Genomic DNA, 12699 nt, shown 5'->3' on the forward strand with positions numbered 1-12699 from the left:
TTTTTAATGTACTTTTTTTTCTTTATAACTTTTTTTCCAACTGGCGTATCCCTGGATCGCCATAAATGTAAATACCAAATATTGAACCGAAGTGATTCCGAGTTCCTTATAAATCATCATCGGAATGCAGATAAAATCTCCGATGATCCAGAAAATCCAGTTCTCTATGCGCCTTTTCGCCATAAACCACATCCCCACCAGAAAAATGGAAGTCGTAATCACATCCAGCCAGTTTCCCCAGTCCAAATGATCCAAACCTAAATCCACACCTTTCATGGAAAACTTATTGTCAATATAAGGCTTGAAATAATACACTACCATTACTAAGATTAAACTTAAAACGAAAAGTAAAATCCCGTACTGCCATTCTTTTTTGGATGCCCAGCTTACTTCTACATGAACGTGATCTTGAGAACTTTTTCCCCACAGAATCCATCCGTATATGCTCATTACGGTGTAATAAACATTAATCATACAGTCGCCGAGAAGCCCCAGATTAAAAAGAATATAGACGTAAATGAGGGTTGAAACAATTCCTGTAGGATAAACCCAGATATTTTTTTTAATTGAAAAATAAACACTTAAAATTCCGAATACCGTAGCTGAGAATTCCAACAAAATCTGCGTGAGAGAGGCGGTTTCATAAGGTTTTATGAAAAGATCATATACATTCATGCGTTCAAAAGTAAATAAAAAAACACTTACTTTGCAATGATTTAAATATTATGAAAATCAGATTTTTAAGTTTCATAATTTAAAATTAACACGGAAAAATTATTAATAAACGTTAATGTTTCTAAATTTTTTATATTTTCGTAAATCTTTAATAAATAATAAAATATGTCTAAAATTTGGACCAAAAAACCGATGAGTGCTTTCGAAAATGATATGAAAAGCAGTCAGCTCAAAAGAGTACTCGGTAAATGGAGTCTTACAGCTATCGGAATCGGGGCTATTATTGGTGGAGGAATTTTCGTACTTACAGGTACCGGAGCGTATTATCATGCGGGACCTGCATTGGCTCTTTCCTTCATTATTGCCGGAATTGCTTGTGTATTTGCAGCATTGTGTTACTCAGAATTTGCATCTATTCTGCCTGTTGAAGGTTCTGCGTATGCGTATGCGTACGGAACAGTGGGAGAAATATTTGCATGGATCATCGGTTGGGGACTCATCCTCGAGTATGCGATGGGATCTATGACAGTAGCCGTTTCCTGGTCGGGATATTTTAATAAGTTGTTAAAAATGTTCGGTCTTCATCTTCCGGATTACCTTACCTCAGATCCTGCAAGTTATTCAGGAGAAGGTTTTTCAATGAATTTACCGGCATTCCTTATCGTAATTTTTGTAATCTCTATTCTTATCAAGGGAACTAAAGAAGCGGCTAAAGCAAATAACCTTATCGTAATCATGAAGGTTTCTGCGGTTCTTTTCGTGATTATTGCAGGAGCATTCTTCATTAATGCAGATAACTGGAATCCTTTCATTCCTGCTGCTACAATGGTAAAAGAAGGAGAAAATCTTAAAGAAGCGTATGGAATTCAGGGGATTATTTCCGGAGCGGCGGCAATTTTCTTCGCGTATGTAGGTTTCGATGCCGTTTCTACACAGGCTGGAGAAGCGATCAACCCGAAAAAAGATGTTCCGTTTGCGATCATTGTTTCACTTTTGGTTTGTACAGGATTATATATTTTGGTATCTCTTGTTTTAACAGGGATGATGCATTACTCAGACTTCAATCCACAAGGAAAATATCCGGACGCAATTAAAGCACCTGTAGCGTATGCATTCGAAATTGCAGGACAGGGTTGGGCTGGATACATCATCACGATTGCAGCAACTGTAGGTTTGATTTCTGTATTGATGGTAATGATCATGGGACAATCGAGAATTTTCTTGGGAATGTCTAAAGACGGTCTTATTCCTAAAATGTTCAGCGATGTTCATCCGGTAAGAAAAACACCGGCTAAAAGTTTAATGCTTTTAGGAATCATTATCGCTACTGTAGCAGCGTTTACACCAATTAGTAAACTGGCAGATATGACGAGTTTCGGTACTTTATTCGCATTTACAATGGTTTGTGTTGCGGTTTGGATCTTAAGAAAAAAAGAACCGAATATGCCAAGAACATTTAAAGTTCCTGCACTTCCTGTAATCGCAACATTAGGAATCTGCATCAACCTTTATCTGATCTGGAACTTAAGCCACGAAGCAAAATACCTTTCTATGGCTTGGTTAGCGCTTGGTGTGGTCATTTACTTTACCTACAGTTTAAGAAACAGTAAACTTCACAAAGTGGGTTATGGCGAAACGTTCAAAGCAGAGCAGGAGCCGTTAGAAAAACCTGATTTAGATTAAAATTTTATAAATAGATCAAATAAAATCCACAGAATTCTGTGGATTTTTTATTTTTGTGAATATGAAAAAGCTTTTACCATTTTTACTGTCATTCTCCGGGATTTTTACATTTTCTCAGCAGATTGAAAGTTCAGAAACAATTTTAAACGACAAAATCAGCATCAGAGCTATTGAAATCTACGATAACAAAGTCTGGTACAGCGGAACGGATTCTAAGTTTGGTTTTGTTGATCTGAAAAATACAGACAATCAGAAACAGATTAAATTATCGGAAAAGAAATTGCAGTTCCGTACTTTGGGACAGGATAAAAAGGCTTTTTATGCCATCAATATCGAAAGTCCCGCTGAATTTTTTAAGATCGATAAAAAAAGTTTGAAATATGAAGTAGTATTTAGAGATGCTGTGAAAACGGCTTTTTATGATGCGCTCCATTTTGTGAATGATAAACTGGCTTATACTTTCAGTGATGCAGATAAGGACAGCAAATTAAAACTTGCCAAATTTGATAACGGAAAATGGACTATGCTTAAAAATGATGTCGTACTGAATGAAGGAGAAGCAGCTTTTGCAGCAAGCAATACCAATATTTCATCCACCAAAAACTATTTATGGATTGCAACAGGAGGGAAAGCTTCAAGAATTTTAAAATTAAATTTTAAGAATAATCAATTTAAAATTTTCAATACTCCGGTTATTCAGGGAGAATCTTCTCAGGGAATCTATTCCATCGATTTCTTAGATGATACATTCGGGATCGCGGTTGGCGGAGATTATACAAAACAGGAAGCCAATATCAACAATATCGCAACCACCAACGACGGCGGCGAAACATGGCAAATCCAGGCTTCCGGACAAAATTCAGGATATACAACCTGCGTGAAGATAAAACCAAATTCCAAAGGAAAAGAGATTATTTCGGTTGGAGATCGACATATCAGTTATTCTTCGGATTTCGGAAAAACATGGAAGAAAATTTCGGAGGAAAAAGGGTTTTTTGTTTGTCAATGGATTAATGAAAATACCGTTGTTTTTGCAGGAAATGGTAAAATTTCTGTCATGAAATTGAAATTCTGAATCTAAAGAATAGAATTTAACTTCAGAAATTCCAAAAACGATTATTTTTTTGAACTTATCTTTGATGTTTTTATATGGAGTCTTTTTAAACTTTTTATTTAACAGCAAAAGGAGCAAAAGATAACTAACCTTTTATTTAAAGCTGATGATTATAAATGAAAAAGTTCACAATAGTTTTTAAAATCTTTGATTTTTATTCTTTTGAGCACTTTGAATATTCTGATTATGCAGTATGATGTCTTTTGCCACTTTTGTGGTTAATTCCGAAATTAGATTAAACATATTTAAATTCGGAATATTTAGACTCATTATAAATTTCGTAAAAACGGCTAATATATTTCATGATACAAAATTCATCAGATATAGTTAATTTTGCATTATGAAACCTGATCTCGGTTCACCTTAAAATTGTAAACAGAAAATGAATTCTTTAATCGATAAATATAATATTCCCGGACCTCGTTACACTTCTTATCCCACCGTTCCTTATTGGGACGAAAATTCTTTCACTCCGGAATTGTGGAAGCAGAGTGTGATCCGAACATTCAAAGAAAGTAATGCAGAAGAGGGAATTTCTATATACATTCATCTTCCTTTTTGCGAAGCTTTATGTACCTTCTGCGCATGTCACAAACGGATCACAAAACAACACAGCGTTGAAATCCCTTATCTCGAAAGTGTTTTAAAAGAGTGGCAACTTTACCTTAAACTGTTTAACGAAAAGCCCAAACTGAAGGAATTGCATTTAGGAGGCGGAACTCCGACTTTCTTTTCTCCGAAAAACTTAAAAACCTTACTGGAAGGAATTTTTGAAACAGTGGAAATTGCCGAACATCAGGAATTTTCTTTTGAAGGACATCCGAATAATACCACGAAAGAACATCTTCAGACTTTGTACGATTTAGGCTTCAGAAGAGTGAGCTTTGGCGTTCAGGATTACGATCCGAAAGTGCAGAAAGCGATCAACAGAATCCAGTCTTTCGAAAAAGTGAGAGAAGTGACGGAATGGGCGAAAGAAATCGGTTACAGAGGCATCAGTCACGATTTGGTGTTCGGACTTCCGCATCAGACGTGGGAAGCGATGGAAAGCACCATCCGCAAAACGATGGAATTAAAACCGGACCGCTTGGCATTTTATTCTTACGCGCACGTTCCGTGGGTGAAAGGTGTCGGACAAAGAGGTTTTGATGAAAACGATTTGCCAAGTGGTGAAGAAAAACGCCGTTTATACGAAGATGGTAAAAAATTACTGGAAGAATTAGGCTACATCGAAGTCGGAATGGATCATTTTTCTCTTGAACACGACGATTTGTACCAATCTCTGATTCAGAAGAAATTGCACAGAAATTTCATGGGCTATACCTCAAGCAAAACCCAGTTGATGGTTGGTTTGGGAATGTCTGCCATTTCAGATTCTTGGTATGCTTTTGCCCAGAATATCAAAACCGTGGAAGAATACCAGAAAATGGTGGAAGAAGGAGAAATTCCTGTCGTAAAAGGTCATATTCTGAATGATGAAGATCTTACGGTAAGAAGACATATTCTGAACCTGATGTGTCAGTTGGAAACCACTTTTGACATCAATAATTCTTTTCCGGAGCTTGAAAATGCATTTGAGATGCTGAAAGAAATGGAAAATGATGAGCTGGTGGAAATTAACGGTCATCATATCCAGATTACAGAAAAAGGAAGAGCCTTTACGAGAAATGTAGCAATGGTTTTTGATCTCAGAATGATGAGAAACAAGCCGGAAACGAGAATTTTCTCGATGACGATATAATGGCATGAACAGAAAATTTCTTTTGATATTTCTTTATCTGTATGCGCTGATTTTCAGTGTTTCAAAAACGATAAGGATTCCGAATGAATGGGCAAGATCTCATTGGTTGCTGGATTACAGATTTGGATTTATCAAAAGAGGTTTAGCCGGAGAATTATTTGGTTTTCTGTCGCAGAAAAATCAATTTTCAATAACCGTTCTTTCAGCAGGGATCTTATTTTTACTGTACTTTTTAATTTTAAAAATTGCATTAAAATCCACCTTAAGTTTTCAGAAAAGTTTTTACAGGATTTTATTCTTTGTCATTTTTCTGCTTTCCCAATACATCGTTTTTTCTGCTCATTTAATCGGCTATTTTGATCATGTTATTTTTCTGCTGACTATTTTATCAGTGTACCTGATCGGGCGGGGAAAGTTATTTTTATCTTCGTTGGTGGCGGTTTTCAGCATTTTCATCCACGAGATTTCTCTTTTTCTGATGCTTCCTGTCTGTTGTTTTTCCATTATTATTAATGAAACTTCAATACAGCGATTTTCCTTCAGAAACATTTTTTCGAAACATCTTTTAAAGAAATTTGGTGTATTTATTATTCTGCCTCTTTTTGCCGTGTTTTCAATTTCTTTTTTTCAGGAAATTTATGGAGGAAATTATTATTCTGAAATTTTCAGCTATCTGAAAGGCTCATCAATTTCACCAAAAGTTGCAGATTCTGTTTCCGGAGCCTATACAAAAAGCTTTTCGTATTATCTTAAAGATCAGTATGTGCATTTTATACAAAGGCTGTTTATATCTAAAGCGACAATATTTTACGGAATTCCGCTTCTTTTTTCTTTATGGATGATGTTTAAGGAATTCAAATTACAGAAGAATATTCAGTTGTTCATACTTTTGGCATCAGTTTCTTTTATTCCGTTGCTGTTGCATGCTATCGCTTATGATACCTACAGAATCTGGAGTTTCCCTTTTATGATTCTGTTTTTAATTTTCTGGATTTTAAGCTCAAAATCTGAAAAGAATGAACATGAGACAAAGCCAATATCAGTTCCCGAAATTGTATTTTTTATGGCTGCTTTTCTTTTGGTAACCCTGATTCCCAATTTTTTATTTGATGATGAAACGGAGAGGTTTTCTTTATGGATGAGACTCATTTTAATCCTTCCGATTCTTTCAATTCTTTATTTTTTTAAAAAAAGCTTCAATCAGAAAACTGACTAAAGCCTATTAAAAACTGTTTGAAAATTTATTTAATTATTATTTTTTTGCTGTAAGATTTTTCATTTCCTGAATTCAAATTAATAAAATAAACTCCCGCAGGAATTCCTGAAATATTTACACTGTTGTCATTTTCAATTTTTCCCGGTTCCAAAACCTTTCTTCCTTCAAAACTGATGATCTCAACCGTTGTATTTTTATCCTTCACACCCTCGATGAAAACCTTTCTAGAAGCAGGATTCGGATAAACTTTTATCTGGGTTGAAATACTGTTCTCATTCGTTCCCAGACTTGTCGTGGTGATTTTGAAAATTTTACCGCTGTTAACGGCAGCTACAAAAAGCTCATTTTGATTATTCACTCCGAATGTTGAAAAATTATTGCCTGAAAAAGCGGAAGTCCATGTGATCGAATCATCGGAATTCAGACTTCCGATCTGCGTGGAGCAGTAATCTGCAAAAAAATACCTTCCCTGTAATGCTGGAAACTGCGTTCCTCTGTAAACATAACCTCCCGTTATTGAGCATTTTCCTCCGGAATGATCATAGGCTGCAACAGGAAAAGTCATCGTTGATTGCGCAGGGCAACCTGCCGTATTGTACGTATTATTTCCTTCATAACAGCGCCATCCGTAGTTAATTCCGGCCTGTGTTAAAGGCATTCTGTTGATTTCTTCAATCTGTCCCTGTCCCACATCAGCAATCATTACGTTACCTGAAACAGTATCAAAATTAAACTTCCATGCATTTCTCAATCCGTAAGCCCAGACTTCATCGGCTCCGTCAACTCCCACAAAAGGATTTCCCGGCGGAATATTGTAAGGTCCGGTAGAATTGATGTCCAACCTCAGTAATTTACCCAAAAGAGAATTTTTATTCTGGGCATTATTGTTCGGATCGCCGCCGCTTCCGCCATCGCCTGTAACGACCCACAAATAACCATCCGGTGCAAAATGAATACTTCCACCATTATGGTTATCAAAAGGTTTAGGGAGATTCAGAACAATTTTTTCAGTTGCAGGATCGGCAACATCAGGATTGGCAGAACTTCTGGTGTATCTGGCTACAGTAATATTTCCGCTTATGTCATTGTAATACACAAAAAAATACCCGTTTGTCGGGTATTGCGGGTGAAAAGCCAGTCCGAGAAGCCCTCTTTCTCCTCCGTAAGTGATTTTTGAGCTGATGTTTAAAAAATTAGTAGAGTTTACTGTTCCATTCGATTGTAAAATTTTAATGATTCCGTTTTGCTGAACAACAAACATCCGGCTGTCGTTCGCGTGGGCAATTTCTACGGGTGCCGTAAACCCGGTCGCAAATTCTTCCAGAGTAATGCTTTGGGCATTAAAGAGGAGGGAGGAAAAAATACCTGCGCAAAAAAGTAGTTTTTTCATAATATTTTGATATTTAGTGTATTAAATCTGAATGAAAATTTCATACCAATCAAACTTTGAAAAATTCATTAAAATATCACAAAAAAATTATTAAATCTTAAATGAAAATAAGAATGCCGATATATCTGAAAATAAACGATTTCTGTTGTTAAAAATTCATAAAATTCAAGAAAATGATTATATTTGCCGACTTAATTTAACGTAGTTATAACAAAATGCAAGGAAAAGGACTTATTACAATTGTTGCTATTGTACTAGGGTTAATTTGCTTAAATGAGCTATTACCAACATGGTACGCCAGCAAAATTGAAAAGCAGGCGACTGCTATTGCAGGAGACAATCCGGAGAAGTATCAGAAAGAAATTGCAAAACTTTCTAAGGATACTCTGAATCTGGGATTCACTAAACTTTATTACACAAAAGCCAAAGACAAGGAAATGAAACTTGGTCTTGACCTTAAAGGGGGGATCAACGTTCTTTTGGAAATCAACCAGAGAGATCTTGTGAATGATCTTACAGGGTATTCTACAAATCCGATCCTTATTGAGGCTTTAAACAAGACAGATGAAGTTCAGAAGAATTCTACAAAAGCTTACATCGACAATTTCTTCGATCAGTTCGATGCAATTAACACAGCAAAAGGTACAAATCTGAAGTTGGCAGATCCGGAACTTTTCGGAAACACAACGCTTACTGAAGTAAAGTACAACACGCCTGATGATCAGGTAAAAGCGATTGTTAAAAGAAAGATCGATGCATCTGTAGGAACCGCTTTTGAGGTAATCAGAACCAGAATTGATAAGTTGGGGGCAATCCAGCCGAACGTTCAGAGAGTTCCGGGTACAGCAAGAATTTCTGTTGAAATGCCGGGGATGAAAGATATCGATAAAGTAAAGAAAATGCTTCAGACTTCTGCAAAACTTCAGTTCTGGGAAGTACAGCAATCTCCTGAAGTGTATCCTTATTTCCAGACATTAGCTACTATGATCGCTGCAAAAGGAGATTCTATGGGAGTTGCAAAAAATGTAAACTTCATGAATATCATGCAGGGTGGAAAATCTATGAGCCAAAGTGCTGTAGGAAGCGTAAAATTGTCTGATACCGCTGTTGTAAACAAAATTTTAAACAGCAAAGTTGCAAAGTCTTTACGTCCTGCAAACATAAAATATACACAGTTTATGTGGGGATACAAGCCGGAAGCTTCCGATGCTGAAAGCTTGGTATTATATGCCATCAGAGGAAATATCAACCAGAAAGCTCCGGTAGACGGTGCTGTAGAAAGTGCAAACATCAGCTATGATGAGTTGAGCAGAGTAGTGGTAGATATGCAGATGGATTCTAAAGGAGCTAAAGAATGGAAAACATTAACGGAGAAAAACGTTGGAAAACCTGTTGCTGTAACGCTTGATGGCAGAGTTTACACTGCGCCGAACGTTGTAGGTGCTATTCCAAACGGTAGAACTCAGATTTCTGGGAACTTCTCTCAGGAGGAAGCAAAAGAGTTGGTTGACGTTTTAGGAGCGGGTAAATTACCGGCAGGTGCAAAAGTAGTTCAGGCTACGGTTGTAGGGCCGTCTTTAGGTCAGGAATCGATTGATGCAGGGTTAATGTCATTCATGATTGCCTTTGCGATTATTATCGTTTACATCATTTTCTACTACGGTGGAGCAGGTGTTTATGCAGTAATTGCTATGATCATCAACTTATTCTATATTTTCGGTATTATGGATTCGGGCGACTTTACGCTTACGCTTCCGGGTATCGCGGGTATCGTTTTAACGATGGCAGTAGCGGTCGATACAAACGTTATCATTTACGAAAGAACAAAAGAAGAATTATTCGCAGGAAAAAGTATTCTTGAAGCATATAAAGATGGTTTCAAACACGCATTGAATGCGATTATCGATGGTCACACAACCACATTCTTAACGGCTGTTGTATTGTTCTTCTTCGGAACAGGACCTATCAAAGGTTTCGCATTGACTTTGATGATCGGGGTTGCAATGACATTGTTCACTTCCGTATTGCTTTCAAGAGTAATGATCTTCTCAAGATTGTCTAAAGGAAAAGGACTTTCTGTATGGACTCCGGCAACAAAAAATCTATTCAGAAATACGTGGATCGATTTTATCGGGAAAAGAAAATATGCATACATTTTCTCGGCTGTTTTAACGATTGCTTGTATCATTTCTATTGCTACACACGGTTTCAAATACGGTATCGACTTTACAGGTGGTAGAAACTACGTGGTAAGATTTGATAAAGATATAAAAGCGGAAGATGTTGAAGACAAATTAGTGGCTTTATTCAAAACTGAAGACGGTAAAAACTCTTCTGTTGAAGCTAAAACTTTCGGAAGCAACAATCAGTTAAAGATCTCTACAGATTACCTTATCGAAGACGAATCTTTAAAAGCAGATCAGGTAATTGAGCAAAAATTATATGAAGGTTTAAAATCAAACTTACCTGCAGGAACCACGTTGAAAGATTTCAAATCTGCAGATAAAGAACATGCAGGAATTATTTCTTCCGAGAAAGTAGGACCTTCGGTTGCAGATGATATCAAAATTCACGGGATCTACGCCGTTTTAGGAGCTTTAGGAATTATCTTTATCTATATTTTATTAAGATTCAGAAAATGGCAGTTCTCTTTGGGTGCGGTTGCTGCGTTATTCCACGATGCGATCATTATTTTGGGGGCGTATTCATTGCTTCACAAATATATGCCGTTCAATATGGAGATCAATCAGGATTTCATCGCTGCGATCCTTACCGTATTGGGGTACTCAATTAACGATACCGTAATTATCTTCGACAGAATCAGAGAATATTTAAGAGAGAAGAAATCGTTAACATTAGCAGGATTATTTGATGATTCTATTTCAAGTACTTTGGGTAGAACCTTCAACACCTCATTTACGACGATCTTAGTAATTCTGGCAATCTTCATTTTCGGTGGAGATAACCTTAGAGGATTTATGTTTGCGATGTTAATCGGTATTGGTTTCGGTACGTATTCATCCATCTTCGTAGCATCGGCAATTGCCTATGATTTCCTGAAAACAGGAAAAGAAGATGAAGTTCACGGCAAGACGACAACCAACAAAGAAGTACTTGCTTCAAAATAATTTATACTACAATAAATAAGAAAAAAGCCTTCCGACTTCGGGAGGCTTTTTTGTTGCTGTTGACCCCTTTGATATTGAATCTTTAAGACTCTCCAACTCTTTTATTTAATCAGGAGTTATTTCCTGCTTTCCGCACTCGCTATTTTTAATGATTCTTGTGGCGCGGCGAAGCCGCGCCACAAGAATCATTAAAAATGAGCTCAGACAAATGCTGCAATCAGGACTAGGGTTCCAGTCGGATATTAAATATTTGAAAAAATCAAAAATTGATGCACTCAGCTTAAACTCTTAAACCATCCACAATCAATCATCAACCATCAATTATCAATCATCCGCCAACACCATTTCTCATAATTTAGAATCATTATTTTTCCTTATTTGACTATTTTTGCAACATTATGGAAAACGCAAAAAAAAAAGCCGCTATCGGCTTCATTTTTATAACCTTACTGATTGATATTACGGGATGGGGCATCATCATTCCGGTGGTTCCGAAACTTATTGAAGAACTTATTCATAGTAACATAAGTGAAGCGGCAAAATATGGCGGCTGGCTTGGTTTTGCCTATGCATTCACACAATTTATTTTCTCTCCGATTGTAGGAAATCTCAGTGATAAATTCGGACGGAGACCTATTATTCTGATCTCGCTTTTCGGCTTTGCGATAGACTATATTTTTCTTGCTTTGGCACCTTCCATTGTCTGGCTATTTTTAGGTCGTGTTATTGCGGGAATTACAGGCGCAAGTGTAACTACAGCGAGTGCTTATATTGCGGATATTTCCACAGACGAAGACCGTGCTAAAAACTTTGGACTGATTGGAGCTGCTTTTGGACTTGGATTTATCATCGGTCCTGTTTTGGGTGGTCTTTTGGGACATTATGGTTCCAGAGTTCCTTTTTACGCGGCTGCAGGATTGTGTTTGCTGAATTTCCTTTACGGATATTTTATCCTTCCTGAAAGTTTAGACAAAGATAAAAGAAGAGAATTCAACTGGAAAAGAGCAAACCCAGTTGGTTCTTTTAAATTTTTAGGAAAACATCCCGAAATCTCAGGTTTAATTGTTTCTTTGATCTTAATTTACATTGCAGGACACGCCGTACAAAGCAACTGGAGCTTCTTTACCATGTATAAATTCAACTGGAATGAAAGAATGGTCGGGATTTCCTTAGGAGTGGTCGGTTTGCTCGTAGGATTGGTTCAGGGAGGTCTGATAAGATGGACAACGCCCAAATTGGGAGAGGAGAAAAGCATTTATTACGGTCTTGCTTTGTATGCAGTCGGAATGCTTCTTTTTGCATTTGCTACACAGGGCTGGATGATGTTTGCATTTTTGGTTCCTTATTGTTTAGGCGGAATCTGCGGACCCGCATTGCAATCTGTGATTACGAAAAGTGTTCCCGCCAATGAACAGGGAGAATTGCAGGGTGCATTAACAAGTTTAATGAGTGCCACTTCCATTATCGGTCCTCCGATGATGACCAATCTTTTTTATTTTTTCACCCACGATAAAGCCCCATTTCAGTTTTCGGGTGCGCCTTTTTTCCTGGCTTTCATTTTAATGACGATCAGCGTGATTATTACCTATATTAATTTCAGAAAAAAAAATAGTAAAAAAGAAGAAATTTAGTCGTGATAGAAGAAACGAATTATTGATAATTTGTTTTTTTATGAAAAATAAGTTTTTTATATTTAAATAATAATATCGGTTAATTGTCTTATTTTTAAAGAATTATAAAACTAAATGATTA

Annotated in this window: 8 protein-coding genes; 6 read left to right on the top strand and 2 right to left on the bottom strand. The window is 36.8% G+C overall.

The annotated features are described in order from the left end of the window. Positions 1-3 precede the first annotated feature (3 nt). Positions 4-675, bottom strand: coding sequence for a nicotinamide riboside transporter PnuC (pnuC, locus tag PFY09_RS00360; RefSeq protein WP_271161010.1), 672 nt, complete (start codon positions 673-675; stop codon positions 4-6). A gap of 165 nt (positions 676-840) precedes the next feature. Here pnuC and PFY09_RS00365 point away from each other — a divergent pair, with 165 nt between their 5' ends. The 4 genes from PFY09_RS00365 to PFY09_RS00380 all read left to right on the top strand — a co-directional run bounded on the left by PFY09_RS00365 (position 841) and on the right by PFY09_RS00380 (position 6429). Beyond that, positions 841-2358, top strand: a complete 1518-nt coding sequence (locus PFY09_RS00365; protein ID WP_084196433.1) for an APC family permease — start codon at positions 841-843, stop codon at positions 2356-2358. 61 nt (positions 2359-2419) lie between these two features. Further along, on the top strand, positions 2420-3433 hold the full coding sequence (locus PFY09_RS00370; RefSeq protein WP_271161011.1) for a WD40/YVTN/BNR-like repeat-containing protein: 1014 nt from the start codon (positions 2420-2422) through the stop codon (positions 3431-3433). 421 nt (positions 3434-3854) lie between these two features. After that, entirely contained in the window at positions 3855-5213 is a 1359-nt protein-coding gene (hemN, locus tag PFY09_RS00375) for an oxygen-independent coproporphyrinogen III oxidase (RefSeq protein WP_076393548.1), read from the top strand. Between the two features lie 4 nt (positions 5214-5217). After that, positions 5218-6429, top strand: a complete 1212-nt coding sequence (locus PFY09_RS00380; RefSeq protein ID WP_271161012.1) for a hypothetical protein — start codon at positions 5218-5220, stop codon at positions 6427-6429. Between the two features lie 25 nt (positions 6430-6454). Here PFY09_RS00380 and PFY09_RS00385 read toward each other — a convergent pair whose 3' ends face one another. After that, positions 6455-7819 carry a PQQ-dependent sugar dehydrogenase gene (locus tag PFY09_RS00385; RefSeq protein WP_271161013.1) on the bottom strand — a complete coding sequence of 455 codons (1365 nt, stop codon included), beginning with the start codon at positions 7817-7819 and terminating at the stop codon, positions 6455-6457. Between the two features lie 215 nt (positions 7820-8034). Between PFY09_RS00385 and secD the strand changes: the two genes are divergently transcribed. Together secD and PFY09_RS00395 are read left to right on the top strand one after the other, a co-directional pair. Next, positions 8035-10947 carry a protein translocase subunit SecD gene (gene secD / locus PFY09_RS00390; protein WP_271161014.1) on the top strand — a complete coding sequence of 971 codons (2913 nt, stop codon included), beginning with the start codon at positions 8035-8037 and terminating at the stop codon, positions 10945-10947. Positions 10948-11345: 398 nt separating this feature from the next. Beyond that, a complete protein-coding gene (locus PFY09_RS00395) occupies positions 11346-12578 on the top strand; it encodes a TCR/Tet family MFS transporter (protein ID WP_271161015.1) in 1233 nt (410 codons plus the stop codon). Positions 12579-12699: the final 121 nt, after the last annotated feature.

The organism is Chryseobacterium gambrini, assembly GCF_027920505.1.
Taxonomy (GTDB): Bacteria; Bacteroidota; Bacteroidia; order Flavobacteriales; family Weeksellaceae; genus Chryseobacterium; species Chryseobacterium gambrini.